The organism is Micromonospora sp. IBHARD003 (assembly GCF_056106285.1).
The window spans coordinates 4,270,844-4,290,491 of the sequence record NZ_JBWBBX010000001.1 but is presented as its reverse complement, the minus strand read 5'-3'; the positions used below and the strand labels follow the sequence as shown (position 1 = coordinate 4,290,491).

The window sequence follows — 19,648 nt, the reverse complement described above, 5'->3', positions numbered from 1 at the left end:
CGCAGCGCATCGACAGGAGAGTCCCTCGTGCCGAAGTCACGTATCCGCAAGAAAGCCGACTTCACACCGCCGCCGGCGAAGCAGGCGACGAACATCAAGCTGACGAACCGCAGCTGGGTGGCGCCGGTGATGCTCGCGCTGTTTCTGATCGGGCTGGCCTGGATCGTCGTCTTCTACGTCACCAGCGGCCGGCTGCCCATCGAGTCCTTCGGCAACTGGAACATCGTGGTCGGCTTCGGCTTCATCGCCGGTGGCTTCGCCGTGTCCACTCAGTGGAAGTAGCCCCAGCCGGCGGCTGTCAAGCTCTGCCCCAAGGTTATCCACAGCGTTGTCCACAGCAGTGGGAAAAGGTCTGACGATCTGTGGATAACTCAGCGGACGTTGACGCCGGTGTGACTGCGGCGACCACTCCGGCGACTTCCGGCCGCCCCTCGCGTGCCCCCTGACCCTCTTGGGAAATCCCAGCTCAGAGGCAGGGGGCACAGCTGTTCCCCACAGGCCGCGCAAGATCCGCCACACGCTGTGGACAACTTTGGGGAAAGCTTGCCCTCAGGTGAGCGACAGGGACCTCAGGACGACGGTGACAACGATCGCGACCAGCACCAGGGCACAGGTCCCGAACTGCACCAGGGACCGTTTCCGGGCCGGGGCGTGGACCATGCCGAGGGCGATGACCGTGCCCGCGATCAGACCGCCGATGTGGGCCTGCCAGGAGATCCCGCTCCAGGTGAAGGTGAACAGCAGGTTCAGCGCCAGCAGGGCGATCACCGGACGCAGGTCGTATTTCATCCGGCGCATCAGCACGATCGTGGCGCCGAGCAGACCGAAGATGGCTCCGGACGCACCGAGCGAACCCTGGTTCGGCGCGGTCAGCAGATACGTGAAGGCGCTGCCCGCGAGCCCGGAGAGCAGATAGAGCGCGAGATAGCGCGCCCGGCCGAGAGCTGCCTCCAGGGGCCCGCCGAGCCACCACAGACCCAGCATGTTGAAGGCGATGTGCCAGATCTCCTGGTGCAGGAACATCGAGGTCACCAGGCGGTACCAGTCGCCGTCGGCGACCCCGACCACGTGCCCGAGCTGCGGGCTGAACGCCAGACCGACGAGATCGAGCCGCAGGACCAGGGCCTCGTCGGCGATCACGGCGAGGAAGAGCGCGAGATTGATGCCCAGCAGGATCTTGGTGACGAGCCGGGGGTCACCGGCGGTCACGGCACTGCCCGCGATCGTGCGGGGCCTGCTCGCCGTCGCCGAGTGCCCCGTACCCGAACCGCTGCGTACGCACTCCGGGCACTGGAAGCCGACCGAGGCGCTGACCATGCAGTCCGTGCAGATCGGGCGATCGCAGCGGGTGCACCTGATACCCGTCTCCTGGCCCGGGTGGCGGTAGCAGCTCGGCAGTCCGTGGGCCGCCTGGGGCTGGTCCGGGCTTCCTGGCGCCTGATCCATGAGGTCCCCTCGTCTTCTGGGGTCTGCGCAATGCATCGCCCCGCTCGTCTTACGGACGAGCGGGGCGGAAAGGTTCCCGTGTCCCGTGCGGGCCCCGGGCCTTAACCGGTGAGCCCGGGGGCTCAGCGGGTCTCGATCACGACGGACTCGATCACGACGTCGCTGACCGGACGGTCGGTGCGCGGGTTGGTCTGGGTGGACACGATCGCGTCCACGACCTTCTTGCTCGCCTCGTCGGCGACCTCGCCGAAGATGGTGTGCTTGCGGGTCAGCCAGGCGGTCGGCGACACGGTGATGAAGAACTGCGAGCCGTTGGTGCCCGGGCCGGCGTTGGCCATGGCCAGCAGGTACGGCTTGTCGAAGGCCAGGTCGGGGTGGAACTCGTCGGCGAACTCGTAGCCCGGGCCGCCCGTGCCGTTGCCCAGCGGGTCGCCGCCCTGGATCATGAAGCCGCTGATCACCCGGTGGAAGACCGTGCCGTCGTACAGCTTGTCCGTGGACTTCTTACCGGTCGCCGGGTGCGTCCACTCCCGCTCGCCGGTGGCGAGCTCCGTGAAGTTCTTGACCGTCTTCGGCGCGTGGTTCGGCAGGAGCCGCACGTTGATGTCGCCGTGGTTGGTCTTCAGGGTGGCGTAAAGCTGCTCGGCCACGATGTGCCTTCCTTGAGTCTTCTCTGACGTTTACCGATCCTCGCACGGAAGTGGCGTCGGCACGGAAACCATGACCCGGATGCCCGTCCCACATGCCGACCCCGCCCCCAGCGGGCATGATTTCGAAAAGGGTGGAAAGGCGAACTGTGCCCCTCCCAGGGGACGACCCTCAGAGCCGCGAACGCCACCGAGGAGGAGGATCCCGTGACCCGCATGGACAGCGTGCGCGCCGCGACCGGTACGGCCAAGGAGAGCGTGCGGCACGCCGCGGAAGTGATGGCGCCGTATGCCGACACCGCCAAGGAGCAGGCCACGCAGTACGCGCACGAGGCGCGCGTCTATCTCGCCCCCAGAGTCTCCCGTGCCGCCGAGCAGGCTCGTCGGCAGGCTCGTGTCCAGTACCGCGCCCATGTCGCGCCCCATGTGCCGCCGAAGGCCGACGACGCCGCACGCCGGGCCGCCGTCATGACCCGGAATGCCGCGCGTCAGGCGGCGGACTACACGAAGCCGCGGTTCGAACACGCCGTTGCGGTCGCCCAGCCCATGGGGCAGGAGGCCGCGGCCCGATCCACAGCTGCCCTGGCCGCGCTGCGCGGTCAGGTCTCGGCGAAGGAAGTCCAGAAGCTGGTCAGGAGGCACGAGCGGCGGGCGAAGGCGGGCCGTGTCGCCAAGGGCGTGGGCCTCTTGGGTGTGGTGGCTCTGGGGATCTTCGTCGCCTGGAGGTGGTGGGACAAGCAGGCCAACCCGGACTGGCTGGTCGAGCCGCCGGCTCCCACCGAGGTCTCTGCGGACACCGGTGCTGCCTTCACGTCGGGCGGCCGGAACGGCCAAACCGCGCTGGACCCGGAGATTCAGGCCAAGGAGGCGGAGGCCGATGCGGACCGCGAGGACCGTCGCTGACCGCAGATGCTTCGTGGGCGGAGGCGGTTGCCGGGGGTCGTTCGCGGGTCGCTGCCGAGGATCGTCCGAGGACGGTCCGGGGAGTGGTGACCACCGGGACAGCCGGAGTACCGGGCGCCGGGGAGGCTGAGACCTTCCCGGCGCCTCATGCTGTCGTCGCGGCGAGCGCCGCCCCGGTCGCTTCGCCGGTCGCCGACGGGGACGTCGGCGCGGATGTCAGCGGGGTCAGCAGGTCCGGCAGGTCGGCGGGGAGATGGCGTACCGACGGTGAGGTGCCGTGGGCCTCGGCCCCGATGCGCTGCTTGATCGTCGGAGGCAGCGACCGGTCCCGCGTTCTCCGCTGCCGGACCACGCCCTGCGCCTGCCCGTGTCCCGCCGAGGCCTGCCACGGTACGTACCCCGTCGTCCGCTGCCGGGGCGCGGATCGACCGATGGCGCCCTGCCCGGGCCCGTGTTGCCCGGTGGCGTCCTCCCGCGGCTCGTGTCCGGTCGCCGCCGTCCGCGGCAGCCACAGCTGCGCGAGGGGCTCCTCGGTGCGAGCGGGCCGCTTCCGGGCGGCCGATGCGGAGTTGGTCAGTCCAAGAGAGGCGAACAGTACGGCAAGCAGGGAGATGAAGGCGGTCCACAAACTCGTGACCTTGACGGCGGCCATGACCCCTCGCTTTCGAGGTAGGGCGTTTTACATACCTTCCTCATGATGTGTACGCATCTCGAGAAATCCGGGACCTGAGCCACGAGTCGGTCGATCTTCAGATGAACACCACCCGTCCGGCCTACGCTCCCGTGCCCGTACCGCCGGGGAGAAACGGCCCCGGCAGCCTCGCGCGACCTGCGAAACCCTTGTCCGCACAGGGGCGAGCGTCCTGTTAGCGCCCCTGGACGACGTCCGCAACCCGGCGTGGAGGCGGCCCGCTGGCCCGAAGGTGGCGCCGGGGGGGCGTGGGGCGCTCTCCTCCGGGACGTCCACGTCTGCTGCGGGGACACCGGAAGCCCGCTGCGGGCAGGGGCAGCCCGGTGTTTGCACGCGATCCGCGATCCGGCCTGCGCCCCGGGACGCAGCCGGTGCCGATGAAGGCCTGCGGGCGCCGCTACGCGCCGATGGGCATGAAAAATGCCCTCCGAACTGCATTGACGCAGTTCGGAGGGCAATCTCCATGTGGAGCCTAGGGGAGTCGAACCCCTGACATCTGCCATGCAAAGACAGCGCTCTACCAACTGAGCTAAGGCCCCGGAACGGACACCAGAGTACCGGGTCACCCCCCTGATCCTGCAAAAGGATTGGGACTCCCGGTATCCGGTCGCTCTCCGTAGGATGCTCGTCGGGTTCGCGGCAGCGAAGCCGACGCATGGGGAAGCGATGGGGAGACGCACATGGACGCAGCACAGCAGGACACGACCGCGAGAGCCAGGGAGCTCCAGCGCAGCTGGTACGGAGAGCCACTGGGAGCGCTCTTCCGTCGGCTGATCGACGATCTGGGGCTTAACCAGGCGCGGCTCGCGGCGGTGCTGGGGCTGTCGGCACCGATGCTCTCCCAGCTGATGAGCGGCCAGCGGGCCAAGATCGGCAACCCCGCTGTGGTTCAGCGCGTCCAAGCCCTGCAGGAACTGGCCGGGCAGGTCGCCGACGGCAGCATCAGCGCCGCCGAGGCCACGGACCGGATGGACGAGATCAAGAAGTCGCAGGGCGGCTCCGTCCTGACCGCCACCGGTCAGACCACGACCAGCTCCGGTGCGCCGACCGTGCGCCGGGTGGTGCGTGAAATCCAGTCGCTGCTGCGGTCCGTGGCCGCGGCGGGAGACATCATCGACGCGGCGGACACGCTCGCCCCTACGCACCCCGAACTGGCAGAGTTCCTCAAGGTGTACGGCGCCGGGCGCACGGCCGACGCGGTCGCGCACTACGAGTCGCACCAAAGCTGACCGGCCGGAGCGGACCCGCCCCGAGCTGACCGGCCCGGGCAACGAGCCGGTCGCCCGGCTCGGGCCTGGGCACGGTCGCCCCGGCGAAGGCACGGGCGGTGCGCCGTCACGGGGGGCTCGGCGGCACACCGGGCGCGAGCAGGGGCAGGACGGGGGCGGGCAGTGATGCCCGGACCCGCTACAGGGCACGACACCAGAACAGGGAACTGGGAGCGGGCGCAGCGCAATGGGTGAGGTCTTCGCTGGTCGGTACGAGCTGATCGACCCGATCGGTCGCGGTGGGGTAGGGGCGGTATGGCGCGCCTGGGACCAGCGGCGGCGGCGTTATGTGGCCGCCAAGGTCCTCCAGCAGAGCGACGCGCACACACTGCTGCGCTTCGTCCGCGAGCAGGCCCTGCGCATCGACCACCCGCATGTCCTCGCCCCGGCCAGCTGGGCCGCGGACGACGACAAGGTCCTGTTCACCATGGACCTGGTGAGCGGTGGCTCGCTGGCGCATCTCATCGGCGACTACGGCCCGCTGCCGCCACGCTTTGTGTGCACCCTGCTCGACCAGCTGCTTTCCGGGCTTGCCGCGGTGCACGCGGAGGGGGTCGTGCACCGCGACATCAAGCCGGCGAACATCCTGCTGGAGGCCACCGGGACCGGACGGCCGCATCTGCGCCTGTCCGATTTCGGGATCTCCATGCGCAAGGGCGAGCCACGGCTGACCGAGACGAACTACATCGTGGGCACACCCGGCTATTTCGCCCCCGAGCAGATGCTCGGCGCGGAGCCGGACTTCCCCGCCGACCTGTTCGCGGTCGGTCTCGTCGCCCTCTATCTGCTGCAGGGTCATAAGCCCGACGCGCGGGCCCTGGTCGAGCACTTCGCCGCACACGGCACCCCGGGTGCCCCCCAGGGCATCCCCGAACCTCTCTGGCAGGTCCTCGCCGGGCTGATCCAGCCGGATCCGCAGATACGGTTCCGTACGGCCACGGGCGCACGCAAGGCACTGAGCTCCGCCGTCGAAATGCTTCCCGAGCCGGGCCTCGACGACGAGCCCGTGGAGGTCTTCGACCAACTCGGGCCGCTGCCGGCCGGCTTCGGCCCGGCGGGACCCGAGCGGTCCGCGCCCACCCCGCCTGCCGAACCCGGCGCACCTGTCACGCCCGCCCGCTCCCCCGGTCCCGACACCGGGCAGCAGGCACCCGCCCCGCCCCCGTCGGACCAGCTGGAGCAGACCGGCTCCGGGGCGTCCGCGGCACCTACCCCGTACAGCGCGGACCCGACCGGTCAGCAACACGGAGAGCAGCCGCAGCACGCCGGACACGGGTGGACCGCACCACCGCCGTCGCCCTCCGAGACCGGCTCCTTCCATCTCGCCCCGCCGCCGCAGCAGCCCACGCCGCCCACGCAGCCTGGCCGGATGCCCGTGCACCACGCGTCCCCGCCGTACAACCCCGCGCCGGACTTCTCCCAGGCGGGGACGGCACCGGTGTCCTACGAGACCGGCCCCACGCGTCCCTACACCGCCCAGGGCCCGCAGGCTCCCGCCCCCGCGGCCCCGGTTCACGGCGCGCCGGGGACACCCTCCGCCGGGGAGCGTCCCGCCCCCCGCACCCGCCCGGGACCGACCCCGAAGGTGGCGATCCCGGTACTGCTGGTGGCGTTGGCCTGCTTCGCGGTCGGCATCTGGGCGCTCACCCAGGTGTGATCGGCCGGCTCCGGCGGACGGCCGCCCGGTCCGGGTCCCGACCAGGTCGCGACCGGGTTATCCCGTGGCCGGCTACCAGGCCGTGGGCGGCCCTCCGTAGCCTCCCTGGTCCTGCGGGCGCCCGCCCGCGGCGCGCCGCCGTGTCAGCAGCGTCCAGGCCCCGAGGCCGAGCAGCAGAACCGTCCCGGTCGCGATCCCGGCCGCCGCGACCAGTTTCATCGTGTCGCTCTTCTCCGCGCCGGGACCGGTCAGCCCGTCGGCCGCGGCGTCCCGGTCGTCGTCCGTGACGGCGAAGATGCCCGCCGGACCGTCATAGCCCGGCCCCGCCTTCGCCTTCCCGGTCACGTTCACCCGCAGCGTCAGCGGCACGGCCTTGTCGCCATACTCCTTCGCGAGTTCGGGACTGAGCGTGGCCGACAGGTAGTACCAGCCGGCGAAGCGCACGGAGTTCACGCTGTCGTTGCTCGCGAAGCGGTTCTCGTAGGCCACCGGTGGCAGTGCGTCCAGCCCCATCGAAGCGGGCTTGCCCGAGTACGACAACGTGTCCTGGCCGACGGTGCCGCGGGCGGGATTGCTCAGCGTCATCGCCAGGGCGTTGCCGACGTACGCGGTGCTCGCCGCACTCGTGCCCAGGTCGGCGGCGACGAAGAGCTGCTGGCCCCAGTCGACCGGCACCCGGTAGAAGAGCGTCTGTCCCGGCTTGATGTCGTCCCGCCACTCGCCCTGCCCCAGGCTCATGGCGTCGTTGAAGCCGGTGCCGCCCGCACGCTTCCGCGGGCCGCCGCCGGGCGGTGCGGGGGAGGCGGAGGCCCAGGCGTCGGGTGCCGCCGTCGGTCCTGAAGCCTTCAGCGCGGGTTCGGCGTCGTAGCGGATCTCGAGGTCCCAGTCGTCCGGTGTGGACGTCGACTTCGTGGTCCGCTCGACGAGCACGTAGTAGGCGCCACGCTCCTTGCAGACAGAGCTGTCCGGCTTGATCGTCCGGCTGGCGTACGCGGCGATGGGGCGGGAGTAGCCGGCCGTCTCGAAATGCGCGGCCCGCGAACTGCACTGGGCGTCCGAGCCGCTCTTCAGGCTCACCTCGATGCCGTCGCCGTACTCGAACTTGCCGCCCTGCTTCGGCACGGCCACCACGGAGACGTAAGCATTCGTCTTCGCATCGAGGTCCAGACGGTAGTAGAGCTTGCCGTCCTTCTTGATGCTGTCCCGGTAGACCGATCCCGCCGCGAGCGGCTGGGCGTTGCTGTTGACCGCGGCGCCCCGGATCTGCCTGGCCGCGCTGTCGAAGACGTACGCGCCGGGCGTGCCTGCCGCCAGTGCCGTACCGCCCGGCAGCGCCACCGCCGCGCACATCACCGCCACGGCGGCGAGTACCACCCGGCTTCTGCTGCGCTGCCTCATCACACGCTCCCCCTCGTCGTGTCCATGGAAGCCTTCTGCCGCGACGCCCGGACGCGGACGCGGACGCGTACGAAGTCGATCCCCGCGATCAGGGTGGCCGCGCCGCCTGCCACCGCCGCGGTGTCCATCCTGCCCCGCCCGTCCCACCGCTGTCTGCGCGGGTGGCCGAATCGTCTGCCTTGTCCCCACCCCTCTCCGTGCAGAAGTCGCCCTTGTTCGTGGACGGGGATGACGCTGCGGTGGTGTTCACGGCGATTGGTCCGGGAGACCCGCACCGTGCCCATCTCCAGTGCGGCCGTACGCCCGTTGCAGACGGTCCGCGGTGTGAACCGCGCCGGTGCCGCCGCCGACAGGCGCACGCACCGGTGTGAACACCTCCGCGGCGCCGTACGACCACGTCCCCGAAGTCTGCTTCACAGTGGGCCCGTTGGCGCTTCGCAGTGGGCTCGTTGGGCGAACTCCACGTCGTAGCGTGCACATCCGCCGTGTGCCGGGCGGCCCCGGTGTCCGACGACGCCGTCCCTGCGGAGGCTTCGGCCGCCCCTGTCGCTCCCCATGGCGAAGAGTGCCCCGCCGATGACCAGCGCTGTGCTTCCGCGGCACCGGAACCGTGCCGTCACCTGTCGACCCCCTCACACAGACATCAGCTTTGCATCTGCAAGCTAGCCATTTGCTCAGGTGAACTCAAGACCTCTGCGTCACGATGCCGCGACAGGGAGCAGCCACCCGGCGGGCGCACCGAACGGGACGCCGTGGAGCCGGTCGGCGGACAGAGAGGAGCCCCGGCCGCTCAGCGGCCGGGGCTCCGTCTCTTGTACGTGTCTGCGTCTCACACACCCGAACCTGCGGGCACGGAGTCGGTCGCCTCCGTCCACAGATCCTGCTCGGCGCGATCCGCCTGGATCTGGCGGTACACGAGGAGCCCGCCGATGGCGGCCAGTGCGACCAGGAGAAGCTTCTTCACCGCGCGACCTCGTCTTTCCTTGACGTATGAGGACCTCTGGCGCCCGACTATACACACCGATCGATACCGTTCGGTGACCTGAGTCCGCCCCGGCCCCCCATCACCGCACGGCCAACTCCCGCTCCTGGAACGAGCGATCGCGCCGCACGGAGCGATTCCGGCGGATGCCCCGGCCCTCTGCTCCCCGGAGACGGCGAAGACCCCCAACCACATCGGTTGGGGGTCTTCGAACTGTGGGGCTAACAGGATTTGAACCTGTGGCCTCATCCTTATCAGGGATGCGCTCTAACCAACTGAGCTATAGCCCCGCCGCGCTGCGCGCTGACTCCTGAAGGTTAGCGCACGTGGGGGGTAGTCCCAAAATCGGTTCCCTACCCCCTGCGACCTCGGCTACTCGTCCTCCGCGAGCGTCAGCTCGATTCCGCCCACGAACCCGGCGGAGATGTTGTAGATGAAGGCGCCGAGCGTCGCCAGAGCCGTGGCCAGCACCACATCGATGACGGCGATCACCGAGGTGAAGAGCAGGACGCGCGGCAGCGACAGGAACGACTGCAGATCAAAGCCGTTGCTCTCGGTGGACCCCGTCGCCTCGCTGATCGTGCCGCCGACCGTCGTGAAGACGCCCATGGCGTCCATGACCATCCACAGCACCGCGGAAGCGATGATCGTGCAGATACCGAGTGCGATGGAGAGCAGGAAGCTCACCTTCATCACCGACCACGGGTCGGCCTTGGCCACCCGCAGCCGGGCCTTGCGCGTCCTCGGCTGCGTGGTCGCTCCGGTACGGGGACGGCGCACCGCGCCGGCGACGCCGATCTGCCCGCCGACGGTTCCCGCCTGACGGTCGGGCTGCTCACCACGCTGCTGGCCGCCCTGGGTACCCGGACCGCCCTGGGGCGAGGGGTACGCCTGGGGCGGGTGGTATGGCTGCGTTTCCTGCTGCACCGGCTGCTCCCCGCCGTAGGTCTCGTGCGGGGGCTTCGGCTCCCCGGCGTCCGTCACCGTAACCCCCCGACCATCCGTGGCGGCACCCCTCTCACGGGGGCCGGTCGCGGAGCCGGGGGCGCCCTTCGGTCCAGCGGCAGGTCCGGCAGCGGCCGAACCGGCGCCCTCGGCTCCACTCACGCTCTACTCCTCGTGCTCACCGGCCGAGGGCTCGCTGCCCTCGCCGCTCTCGGCAGAAACTGCGGACTCGGAGAGTCCGGCGGGCTCAGCCACGACACCGCCCCCGGCGTCGCCGGCATCCTCGCCCCCGTCGACCTCTTCGGCCTCACGGCCGGCCTCGGCGTTGCGCGCGATACCGACCACGGCGTCCCGCTTGCCCAAGTTGATCAGCTGGACGCCCATGGTGTCACGGCCGGTCTCCCTGACTTCGTTGACCCGCGTACGAATCACACCGCCGGACAACGTGATGGCAAGGATCTCATCGGTCTCCTCGACCACCAGCGCGCCCACGAGCGAACCGCGGTCCTCCACGATCTTGGCGGCCTTGATACCGAGGCCACCGCGGCCCTGGACGCGGTACTCGTCGACGGCGGTCCGCTTCGCGTACCCGCCGTCGGTGGCGGTGAACACGAAGGTACCGGGCCGCACCACGTTCATCGACAACAGCTCATCGCCTTCGCGGAAGCTCATTCCCTTCACACCGGACGTCGCCCGCCCCATGGGCCTCAGCGCTTCGTCCGTGGCGGTGAACCGGATCGACTGCGCCTTCTTGCTGATCAGCAGCAGATCGTCCTCGGCGGACACCAGCTCGGCACCGATCAGCTCGTCGTCGCTGCCGCTCTCCGTCTCCCGGAGGTTGATCGCGATCACACCGCCGGAGCGCGGGGAGTCGTAGTCCTTCAGCGGGGTCTTCTTCACCAGGCCGGCCTTGGTCGCGAGGACCAGGTACGGCGCGGCGTCGTAGTCACGGATCGCCAGGATCTCGGCGATCTGCTCGTCCGGCTGGAACGCCAGCAGGTTGGCGACGTGCTGGCCGCGTGCGTCCCGGCCCGCGTCGGGCAGCTCGTATGCCTTCGCCCGGTAGACCCGGCCCTTGTTGGTGAAGAACAGCAGCCAGTGGTGCGTGGTGGAGACGAAGAAGTGGTCGACGATGTCGTCTTCCTTGAGCTTCGTACCGCGCACACCCTTGCCGCCGCGCTTCTGCGAGCGGTAGTCGTCCGTCTTCGTACGCTTCACATAGCCGCCACGCGTGATCGTGACGACGATGTCCTCTTCGGCGATCAGGTCCTCGATGGACATGTCACCGTCGAAGGGGATCAGCTTGGAGCGCCGGTCGTCGCCGAACTTCTCGACGATGACCGCCAGCTCCTCGCTGACGATGCGGCGCTGCTTCTCGGGAGAGGCGAGGATCGCGTTGTACTCGTTGATCTTCGCCTGCAGCTCGTCGTGCTCCTGCACGATCTTCTGCCGCTCCAGGGCCGCCAGCCGGCGCAGCTGCATCTCCAGGATCGCGTTGGCCTGGATCTCGTCGATCTCCAGCAGGCCCATCAGGCCCTCACGCGCGATCTCGACGGTCTGGCTGCGCCGGATCAGCGCGATGACCTCGTCGATCGCGTCGAGCGCCTTGAGCAGACCGCGCAGGATGTGCGCCCGCTCCTCCGCCTTGCGCAGCCGGAACTTCGTCCTGCGGACGATGACCTCGATCTGGTGGTGCACCCAGTGGCGGATGAAGGCGTCGAGCGAGAGCGTGCGCGGCACGCCGTCGACCAGCGCCAGCATGTTCGCGCCGAAGTTCGTCTGCAGATCGGTGTGCTTGTAGAGGTTGTTCAGCACGACCTTGGCGACGGCGTCGCGCTTGAGCACGATGACCAGGCGCTGGCCGGTACGGGACGAGGTCTCGTCGCGAACGTCGGCGATGCCACCGATCTTGCCGTCCTTGACCAGGTCGGCGATCTTCTGCGCAAGGTTGTCCGGGTTGGTCTGGTACGGAAGCTCCGTGACCACCAGGCACTGGCGGTTCTGGATCTCCTCGACCTCGACGACCGCCCGCATCGTGATGGAGCCGCGTCCGGTGCGGTACGCCTCCTCGATGCCCTTGCGGCCCACGACCAGCGCGCCGGTCGGGAAGTCCGGGCCCTTGATGCGCTCGATCAGCGCGTCCAGGAGCTCCTCGTGGCTGGCGTCCGGGTGCTCGAGCGCCCACTGGGCACCGGCCGCGACCTCGCGCAGGTTGTGCGGCGGGATGTTGGTGGCCATACCGACCGCGATACCGGCACTGCCGTTGACCAGCAGGTTCGGGAAGCGCGCGGGCAGGACCGTCGGCTCCTGGTTACGGCCGTCGTAGTTGTCCTGGAAGTCGACGGTCTCCTCGTCGATGTCCCGGAGCATCTCCATGGACAGCGGCATCATCTTGCACTCGGTGTACCGCATGGCGGCGGCCGGGTCGTTGCCCGGGGAACCGAAGTTGCCGTTGGAGTCGACGAGCGGCATACGCATCGACCACGGCTGCGCGAGACGGACGAGCGCGTCGTAGATGGAGGAATCGCCGTGCGGGTGGTACGTACCCATGACGTCGCCGACGACACGGGCGCACTTGTAGAAGCCCTTCTCGGGCCGGTAGCCGCCGTCGTACATCGCGTACAGCACACGGCGGTGGACGGGCTTGAGGCCGTCCCGTACGTCCGGCAGCGCACGCGAGACGATGACGGACATCGCGTAGTCGAGGTAGGAGCGCTGCATCTCCGTCTCGAGCCCGACGGGCTCGATCCGCAGCTGAGTGTCTTCCTCTTCGGTACCGGTGGTGGCAGGGGTCTTCTCGTCGGCCATTGCTGGTCTTCAGTCCTTTCGAGCGGTCAGCTGAGACCGACTCAGATGTCGAGGAAGCGGACGTCCTTGGCGTTGCGCTGGATGAAGGAACGCCGTGCCTCGACGTCCTCGCCCATCAGCACCGAGAACAGGTCGTCCGCCTGCGCCGCGTCGTCCAGGGTGACCTGGCCGAGGACGCGGTGCTCGACGTCCATCGTGGTGACGCGCAGCTCCTCGGCGTTCATCTCACCGAGACCCTTGAAGCGCTGGATCGAGTCTTCCTTGATCCGCTTGCCCTGCTGCTTGCCCAGCTCGACGAGGGCGTCGCGCTCACGGTCCGAGTACGCGTACTCGAAGTCGTCCCGGCCCCACTTGATCTTGTAGAGCGGCGGGCGGGACAGGAACACATGGCCCGCCTCGACCAGCGGCCGCAAGAAGCGGAAGAGGAAGGTCAGCAGCAGGGTGTTGATGTGCTGGCCGTCGACATCGGCGTCCGCCATCAAGATGATCTTGTGATAGCGGAGCTTCTCGATGTCGAAGTCCTCGTGGACACCGGTGCCGAAGGCGGAGATCAGCGCCTGGACCTCGGTGTTCTGGAGGATCTTGTCGATACGGGCCTTCTCGACGTTCAGGATCTTGCCGCGGATCGGCAGGATGGCCTGGTACATCGGGTTTCGGCCGGACTTGGCCGAGCCGCCGGCGGAGTCACCCTCGACGATGAAGATCTCGCACTTGGTCGGGTCGTTCGACTGGCAGTCGGACAGCTTGCCGGGCAGCGAGGCGCTCTCCAGCAGACCCTTGCGGCGGGTGAGGTCGCGGGCCTTGCGGGCGGCGACGCGGGCCGTGGCGGCCTGGATGCCCTTGCGGACGATGTCCGCGGCCTCGTTGGGGTTGCGGTCGAACCAGTCGGTGAGGTGCTCGTTGACGACCTTCTGCACGAAGGTCTTCGCCTCGGTGTTGCCCAGCTTGGTCTTGGTCTGGCCCTCGAACTGGGGCTCACCCAGCTTGACCGAGATGATCGCGGTCAGACCCTCGCGGATGTCCTCACCGGTGAGGTTGTCGTCCTTCTCGCGCAGCAGTTTCTTGTCGCGCGCGTAGCGGTTGACCAGACCCGTCAGCGCGGCACGGAAGCCCTCCTCGTGGGTACCGCCCTCGTGGGTGTGGATCGTGTTCGCGAACGAGTAGACACCCTCGCTGTACTGCGAGTTCCACTGCATCGCGACCTCGATCGAGAGCATCCGCTCCTTGTCCTCGGCGTTGATGTCGATGACCGTGGGGTGGATGAGCTCGCCCTTGCGCGAGTTCAGATACTTCACGAAGTCGACGATGCCGCCCTCGTAGTGGTACTCGACCGTACGCGCCTGGGGCTCGGCGGCCGCCTCCGCGTCCGGGTCGTCGGCGCCGACGGTCGCCTTCGCGGACTCGCGCTCGTCCGTCAGCGTCAGGGTCAGGCCCTTGTTGAGGAAGGCCATCTCCTGGAAGCGGCGCGAGAGCGTCTCGAAGGAGTACTCGGTCGTCTCGAAGATGTCCGCGTCGGCCCAGAAGGTGACCGTGGTGCCGGAGACCCCGACCGCCTCGTGCTTGGCGAGCGGAGCGGTGGGCACACCCTGCTTGTAGTCCTGGGTCCAGCGGAAGCCGTCACGCTTGATGTCGACCGAGACCTTGGTCGACAGGGCGTTGACGACGCTGACACCGACGCCGTGCAGACCGCCGGAGACGGCGTAGCCGCCGCCGCCGAACTTGCCGCCGGCGTGCAGCACGGTGAGCACGACCTCGACGGCCGGCTTCTTCTCCACGGGGTGGATGTCCACGGGGATGCCACGGCCGTTGTCGACGACGCGTACGCCACCGTCGGCGAGGATGGTGACGTCGATCGTGTCCGCGTGGCCGGCCAGGGCCTCGTCGACGGAGTTGTCGACGACCTCGTAGACAAGGTGATGGAGTCCACGCTCACCGGTCGAGCCGATGTACATGCCGGGCCGCTTGCGGACCGCGTCCAAACCCTCGAGGACGGTGATCGCGCTGGCGTCGTACGACGAGGATGCCCCGCCGCTCCCGTCGGCAGCTGTGGACGGAATGTTCTCGTTGGGGTTGCCGGAATCGGCCACGAAGCGCCCTTTCTGGCACAGCACGAGCCGTTCTCCGGCTAGCGGGAGCGGCTGCGTCGTTCGGCATTAATCGACGTGTCCCGCCTACACGGCGGGATTACCCACCAGTCTACCGGTACCGCTGACACGAATGGGGGTTTGCGGGTGCCTGAGTCCGCATGTGCCGCCCTCAACAGGCGCCGACCGACTCCCCATATCCGGGAAGGGGCTTCAAGAGGCTCACACGGGCATTGAGCGCTTCGGCCTGTCAACCTCCGGCTACGGTGAGGGACGCCTCACGAGCCACGCGGGTTTCGGCTGTGTCCAAGAGCGCGCGGAACCCGTCGTTCTGGGCCGTCCAACCGGGGCTGAGCAGGGGCGGACGGCCGCTGCGGGGCACACCCGGGACCTGCCCTAACGGCCGGAAGCCAGTGCCGCGAAAGCCGTCCCGGAGGACCGGCCCCCGGCATCAGCCGTAGGTGTCACCCGGCCCCGTACTGCCCGGAGCGCGCAGCGGACCGTACCGGCGCGAGGGCCCACCCGGTCCAAGGACCTTGATCATCCGAACCGTCCCATGCCCCAGGTCCTCGTTCAGCCGGGCCACCAGCCGCGGCGCCAGCAGCCGCAACTGTGTGGCCCACGCGGTCGAGTCGCACTGCACGGTCAGCACCCGCTCGTCCGGATCGTCGTCGTAGCGCAGGGGGACGCAGTGCTTGGCGAGGTCCTCACCGACGATCTGGGGCCAGCGCCCCATCACCCCGCCCACCGCGGCGGGCGTCTCCCAGCCCCGCTCGGTGATCAGCCGGCTGATGGCCGCACCCAGCGGCAGCGGATCCCGGCCGTCCGACCGCGCTCCGGACCGCAGCCCGCCGCCTCGTCTTGCCTGCCGCTTCTCCTGTGCGGCTGCGCCGCGCGCCCGGGCCTGCTCCTTGGCCGCCCGCAGCGCCACCCGGGCCAGATCCACACCGGACGGCTCGGGCACCTTCGGGTCCCGCGGTCCCGCGGGGGTCTCGCCGCCGCTCATACGCGCTCGACCGTCCCGTCCGCGACCGCGTAGCGCGCCCCCGCGAGCACCGCGGGAACGTCCTCCTCCACCGCCGCCGTCACCAGGACCTGCTCTCCCGGTGCGACCAGCTCGGCCAGCCGCTCGCGCCGCCGCGCGTCCAGCTCCGCGAAGACGTCGTCGAGGACCAGCACCGGCTCGTTCCCCTCGGCCCGCAGCAGGTCGTACGAGGCCAGCCGCAGCGCCAGCGCGTACGACCAGGACTCCCCATGGCTCGCGTACCCCTTCGCCGGCAGCTCGCCCAGCTTGAGCAGCAGCTCGTCACGGTGCGGCCCGACGAGCGTGACGCCCCGCTCGATCTCCTGCTTGCGCACCTCGGCGAGCGCGGCGATCAGCTGCGCGTACAGCTCCTCGCGGCCGTGTGCACCGGTGCCCGCCGAGCCCCGGTACTCCAGGGCGATCGGTCCGCCTCCCGGGGCGAGCTGCTCGTAGGCCTTGTCGGCGAGGGGCTGGAGCGTCGCGATCAGTTCCAGCCGCTGTGCCAGCAGCTCGGCACCGGCCCGGGCCAGATGCTGGTCCCACACATCGAGTGTGGACAGATCCGCGCCCCCTGACCGGCCCCCGGAGCCCGGCCGCCCGCCGTGCCGGCGCGCCATCGCCGCGGACTTCAGCAGGGTGTTGCGCTGCTTGAGCACCCGCTCGTAGTCGGAGCGCACTCCGGCCATCCGCGGGGCGCGTGCCGTGATCAGCTCGTCCAGGAAGCGCCGCCGCTCCCCGGGGTCGCCCTTCACCAGAGCCAGGTCTTCCGGCGCGAAGAGCACCGTCCGTACGATCCCGAGCACATCACGTGGCCTGACCTGGGACGATCGGTTGATGCGCGCACGGTTCGCCCTGCCGGGATTGAGCTCCAGCTCGACCAGCTGCGACCGCTCGCCCTGGGTGACGGCGGCGCGGATGATCGCGCGGTCGGCCCCCATCCGCACGAGCGGTGCGTCGGAGGAGACCCGGTGGCTGCCGAGGGTGGCGAGATAGCCGACGGCCTCGACCAGATTGGTCTTGCCCTGGCCGTTCGCCCCGACGAATGCCGTGACGCCCGGGTCGAGCGGGACCTCGACCCGGGCGTACGAGCGGAAGTCGGCCAGCGACAGATGCGTGACGTGCATATGGAACGCCGACCTCCCCCGGCTCACCTGCTCCGTGCTCGGCGACAGTCCGGCGCGAACGGCCTGTGGACTGCTTCGCCTGTGGATTACTTCCTGGACTCGACCGCGTGCCCGCCGAACTGGTTCCGCAGCGCGGCGATCATCTTCATCTGCGGCGAGTCCTCCTGGCGGGACGCGAACCGCGCGAACAGCGACGCCGTGATCGCGGGCAGCGGCACCGCGTGGTCGATGGCGGCCTCCACCGTCCACCGGCCCTCGCCGGAGTCCTGTGCATAACCGCGCAGCTTGTCCAGGTGCTCGTCCTCGTCCAGGGCGTTGACCGCGAGGTCGAGCAGCCAGGAGCGGATGACCGTGCCCTCCTGCCAGGAGCGGAAGACCTCACGGACGTCGGTGACCGAGTCGACCTTCTCCAGCAGCTCCCAGCCCTCGGCGTAGGCCTGCATCATCGCGTACTCGATGCCGTTGTGGACCATCTTCGCGAAGTGGCCGGCGCCCACCTTGCCCGCGTGAACCGAGCCGAAGTCGCCCTCGGGCTTCAGCGCGTCGAAGATCGGCTGCACCCGGGCGACATGCTCCTCGCTGCCGCCGTACATCAGCGCATAGCCGTTCTCCAGGCCCCAGACACCGCCCGAGACCCCGCAGTCGACGAAACCTATGCCCTTGATGCCGAGCTCGACCGCGTGCCGCTCGTCGTCCGTCCAGCGGGAGTTGCCGCCGTCCACGACGACGTCGCCGGGGGACAGGAGCCCGGCCAGCTCGTCGACCGTGGCCTGGGTGGCGTGACCTGCGGGAACCATGACCCACACGACCCTGGGGCCTTTGAGCTTGTCCACAAGCTCTTCGAGGCTGTGGACATCGGCGAGGTCCGGATTGCGGTCGTAACCGATCACGGTGTGGCCTGCGCGGCGTATCCGCTCGCGCATGTTGCCGCCCATCTTGCCGAGGCCGACGAGACCGAGCTCCATCAGTGATTCCTTCAGGTCGTGTGCAGTTCTGTACCCGCGTCCGAGCCTACGCCCGGACGCGGGTGCACACCTGTGGGGTCGGTCGCTCGGACGAGAGGGCCCGGCAGCGCGTGCCCGGCGGCGAACGAGCGGGTCAGCCGCTCAGCCGCACCGGCATGATCAGGTACTTGTACGACTCGTCCGCCTCCGCGTCCACGGCGGGCTTGCCGCCCAGCAGCGCGGGCTTGGTGGAGGTGGTGAAGGAGAGCTGAGCCACGGGGGAGTCGATGGCGCTCAGACCGTCCAGCAGGAAGGTCGGGTTGAAGGCGATCGAGATGTCATCGCCCTCCAGCTGTGCGTCGACCCTCTCCACAGCCTGTGCGTCGTCGCTGGAGCCGGCCTCCAGGATGAGCACGCCCTGCTCGAAGCTGAGCCGTACCGGGGTGTTCCGCTCGGCGACCAGCGCGACGCGCTTGACGGCCTCCACGAACGGCGCGGTCTCGATCACCGCGACGGAGTTGAACTCGGTGGGGAAGAGCGTCCGGTACTTCGGCAGGTCGCCTTCGAGCAGCCGGGTGGTCGTGCGGCGCCCGGCGCCCTCGAAGCCGATCAGTCCTTCACCGGCACCGGAGCCGGAGAGCGCCAGTGTGACCGTGTCACCGCTGGTCAGCGCCTTGGCGGTGTCCAGCAGCGTCTTCGCGGGCACCAGGGCGACGGCGGAGGCGTCGGGGGACTCCGGCTTCCACAGGAACTCCCGGACCGCGAAGCGGTAGCGGTCGGTGGAGGCCAGGGTGACGGTGTCGCCCTCGATCTCGATCCGCACGCCCGTCAGCACCGGGAGGGTGTCGTCACGGCCGGCGGCGATGGCGACCTGAGCGGCGGCCGAGGCGAAGACCTCGCCCGGGACCGTGCCGGTGGCGGTCGGCATCTGCGGCAGGGCCGGGTACTCCTCCACCGGCAGGGTGTGGAGGGTGAAGCGGGACGAGCCGCACACGACGGTCGCCCGTACACCGTCTGTGGAAATCTCCACCGGGCGGTTGGGGAGGGCCCGGCAGATGTCGGCGAGGAGGCGGCCGGAGACGAGGACCGTCCCGTCCTCCTCGACCTCGGCCTCGACCGAGACCCTCGCCGAGACCTCGTAGTCGAAGCTCGAGAAGCTGAGGGCGCCGTCCTCCGCCTTCAGAAGAAGGCCCGCGAGAACGGGCGCCGGCGGACGGGCCGGGAGGCTCCGTGCCACCCACGCCACCGCCTCCGCGAGTACATCGCGCTCCACCCGGATCTTCACCGGAACCGCCTCCTGCTGTTGCTCGCTCGCCCTGCCGGCCTTCGTCGTCGGCATGGTCTCCGGCAGGAAGCCGGGCCGATGCCGGAGACCAGTCTGACGCACGGCACCGACACTCGGTGCGGCTCGGGGTCAAGTCGAGACAAGCGGGGGCCAGAGGTCCGGCGCCGAGTTGTGCACAGGGCCCTCTTCGAAGCGAATTCCCCGGTAACTCTAAGTGGGAGTAGTAGTAGGGCCTGTGGAAACCGTGGATAACGTCGTCCACGCAGGTCAGGGCCGATTTTTTGTCCACGGGCCCTGTGGGCGCCGCCGGTGGACAACCGGGGCGATCTGTGGACGCGCGAAAGTTCTGCACACCCGATGCACAGGCGACCGGGACTTCTCCCCAGCGCTGTCCCCAGCTTTACCCAGGTTCCCCACAGCCCAACCAGGCACCCTGATGTGA

16 protein-coding genes, 2 tRNA genes and 1 pseudogene are annotated in these 19,648 nt (G+C 69.4%); 4 read left to right on the top strand and 15 right to left on the bottom strand.

Annotated features, from left to right (window positions below; genetic code table 11):
* Positions 1-27 precede the first annotated feature (27 nt).
* Positions 28-282, top strand: a complete 255-nt coding sequence (gene crgA, locus ACTWOL_RS19075) for a cell division protein CrgA (protein WP_474297939.1) — start codon at positions 28-30, stop codon at positions 280-282.
* 267 nt (positions 283-549) lie between these two features.
* On the opposite strand, the gene ACTWOL_RS19070 is transcribed toward crgA, so the two are convergent.
* Together ACTWOL_RS19070 and ACTWOL_RS19065 are read right to left on the bottom strand one after the other, a co-directional pair.
* The gene (locus tag ACTWOL_RS19070; RefSeq protein WP_474297938.1) at positions 550-1,446 is read right to left on the bottom strand and encodes a rhomboid family intramembrane serine protease; all 897 of its coding nucleotides are present in this window, start codon (positions 1,444-1,446) and stop codon (positions 550-552) included.
* 122 nt (positions 1,447-1,568) lie between these two features.
* Entirely contained in the window at positions 1,569-2,096 is a 528-nt protein-coding gene (locus tag ACTWOL_RS19065; RefSeq protein ID WP_474297937.1) for a peptidylprolyl isomerase, read from the bottom strand.
* Between the two features lie 213 nt (positions 2,097-2,309).
* On the opposite strand from ACTWOL_RS19065, the gene ACTWOL_RS19060 reads away from it, so the two are divergent.
* Positions 2,310-2,996, top strand: coding sequence for a DUF5324 family protein (locus ACTWOL_RS19060; RefSeq protein WP_474301198.1), 687 nt, complete (start codon positions 2,310-2,312; stop codon positions 2,994-2,996).
* A gap of 145 nt (positions 2,997-3,141) precedes the next feature.
* Here the strand turns inward: ACTWOL_RS19060 and ACTWOL_RS19055 are convergent, their stop codons facing one another.
* Entirely contained in the window at positions 3,142-3,648 is a 507-nt protein-coding gene (locus tag ACTWOL_RS19055) for a DUF6344 domain-containing protein (RefSeq protein WP_474297936.1), read from the bottom strand.
* Between the two features lie 505 nt (positions 3,649-4,153).
* Positions 4,154-4,226, bottom strand: a tRNA-Ala gene (locus tag ACTWOL_RS19050).
* Positions 4,227-4,367: 141 nt separating this feature from the next.
* Between ACTWOL_RS19050 and ACTWOL_RS19045 the strand changes: the two genes are divergently transcribed.
* Both ACTWOL_RS19045 and ACTWOL_RS19040 read left to right on the top strand, forming a co-directional pair.
* Entirely contained in the window at positions 4,368-4,916 is a 549-nt protein-coding gene (locus ACTWOL_RS19045) for a helix-turn-helix domain-containing protein (protein WP_474297935.1), read from the top strand.
* Between the two features lie 226 nt (positions 4,917-5,142).
* Complete coding sequence (locus tag ACTWOL_RS19040; RefSeq protein ID WP_474297934.1) at positions 5,143-6,612, top strand: serine/threonine-protein kinase; 1,470 nt, start codon at positions 5,143-5,145, stop codon at positions 6,610-6,612.
* Between the two features lie 72 nt (positions 6,613-6,684).
* Here ACTWOL_RS19040 and ACTWOL_RS19035 read toward each other — a convergent pair whose 3' ends face one another.
* The 11 genes and pseudogenes from ACTWOL_RS19035 to dnaN form a co-directional block, all read right to left on the bottom strand.
* A complete protein-coding gene (locus tag ACTWOL_RS19035; protein ID WP_474297933.1) occupies positions 6,685-8,010 on the bottom strand; it encodes a hypothetical protein in 1,326 nt (441 codons plus the stop codon).
* On the bottom strand, positions 8,010-8,369 hold the full coding sequence (locus ACTWOL_RS19030; RefSeq protein WP_474297932.1) for a hypothetical protein: 360 nt from the start codon (positions 8,367-8,369) through the stop codon (positions 8,010-8,012). The genes ACTWOL_RS19035 and ACTWOL_RS19030 overlap by 1 nt, the downstream gene beginning before the upstream one ends.
* A gap of 470 nt (positions 8,370-8,839) precedes the next feature.
* Positions 8,840-8,974 carry a DLW-39 family protein gene (locus ACTWOL_RS19025; RefSeq protein ID WP_003958712.1) on the bottom strand — a complete coding sequence of 45 codons (135 nt, stop codon included), beginning with the start codon at positions 8,972-8,974 and terminating at the stop codon, positions 8,840-8,842.
* Between the two features lie 234 nt (positions 8,975-9,208).
* A tRNA-Ile gene (locus ACTWOL_RS19020) sits at positions 9,209-9,282 on the bottom strand.
* Positions 9,283-9,364: 82 nt separating this feature from the next.
* Positions 9,365-9,976, bottom strand: a complete 612-nt coding sequence (locus tag ACTWOL_RS19015; protein WP_474297931.1) for a DUF3566 domain-containing protein — start codon at positions 9,974-9,976, stop codon at positions 9,365-9,367.
* 261 nt (positions 9,977-10,237) lie between these two features.
* A pseudogene (gene gyrA, locus ACTWOL_RS19010) lies at positions 10,238-12,745 on the bottom strand (DNA gyrase subunit A); the annotation flags it as partial.
* A gap of 41 nt (positions 12,746-12,786) precedes the next feature.
* A complete protein-coding gene (gyrB, locus tag ACTWOL_RS19005) occupies positions 12,787-14,802 on the bottom strand; it encodes a DNA topoisomerase (ATP-hydrolyzing) subunit B (protein WP_474301197.1) in 2,016 nt (671 codons plus the stop codon).
* 478 nt (positions 14,803-15,280) lie between these two features.
* Positions 15,281-15,835, bottom strand: coding sequence for a DciA family protein (locus tag ACTWOL_RS19000; protein WP_474297930.1), 555 nt, complete (start codon positions 15,833-15,835; stop codon positions 15,281-15,283).
* Positions 15,832-16,977, bottom strand: a complete 1,146-nt coding sequence (recF, locus tag ACTWOL_RS18995) for a DNA replication/repair protein RecF (protein WP_474297929.1) — start codon at positions 16,975-16,977, stop codon at positions 15,832-15,834. The genes ACTWOL_RS19000 and recF overlap by 4 nt, the downstream gene beginning before the upstream one ends.
* An 86-nt stretch (positions 16,978-17,063) precedes the next feature.
* Positions 17,064-17,942 (bottom strand): phosphogluconate dehydrogenase (NAD(+)-dependent, decarboxylating), encoded by an 879-nt coding sequence (gnd, locus tag ACTWOL_RS18990; protein ID WP_474297928.1) that lies wholly within the window; start codon positions 17,940-17,942, stop codon positions 17,064-17,066.
* A 133-nt stretch (positions 17,943-18,075) separates the two neighbouring features.
* Positions 18,076-19,206 (bottom strand): DNA polymerase III subunit beta, encoded by a 1,131-nt coding sequence (gene dnaN, locus ACTWOL_RS18985; RefSeq protein WP_474301196.1) that lies wholly within the window; start codon positions 19,204-19,206, stop codon positions 18,076-18,078.
* Positions 19,207-19,648: the final 442 nt, after the last annotated feature.

Excerpts from the sequence above, each read along its gene's own strand:
- gnd (WP_474297928.1), bottom strand. The coding sequence starts at position 17,942 with ATGGAGCTCGGTCTCGTCGGCCTCGGCAAGATGGGCGGCAACATGCGC.
- ACTWOL_RS19070 (WP_474297938.1), bottom strand. The coding sequence starts at position 1,446 with ATGGATCAGGCGCCAGGAAGCCCGGACCAGCCCCAGGCGGCCCACGGA.
- recF (WP_474297929.1), bottom strand. The coding sequence starts at position 16,977 with ATGCACGTCACGCATCTGTCGCTGGCCGACTTCCGCTCGTACGCCCGG.
- ACTWOL_RS19035 (WP_474297933.1), bottom strand. The coding sequence starts at position 8,010 with ATGAGGCAGCGCAGCAGAAGCCGGGTGGTACTCGCCGCCGTGGCGGTG.
- ACTWOL_RS19045 (WP_474297935.1), top strand. The coding sequence starts at position 4,368 with ATGGACGCAGCACAGCAGGACACGACCGCGAGAGCCAGGGAGCTCCAG.
- ACTWOL_RS19040 (WP_474297934.1), top strand. The coding sequence starts at position 5,143 with ATGGGTGAGGTCTTCGCTGGTCGGTACGAGCTGATCGACCCGATCGGT.
- ACTWOL_RS19060 (WP_474301198.1), top strand. The coding sequence starts at position 2,310 with ATGGACAGCGTGCGCGCCGCGACCGGTACGGCCAAGGAGAGCGTGCGG.
- ACTWOL_RS19055 (WP_474297936.1), bottom strand. The coding sequence starts at position 3,648 with ATGGCCGCCGTCAAGGTCACGAGTTTGTGGACCGCCTTCATCTCCCTG.
- ACTWOL_RS19000 (WP_474297930.1), bottom strand. The coding sequence starts at position 15,835 with ATGAGCGGCGGCGAGACCCCCGCGGGACCGCGGGACCCGAAGGTGCCC.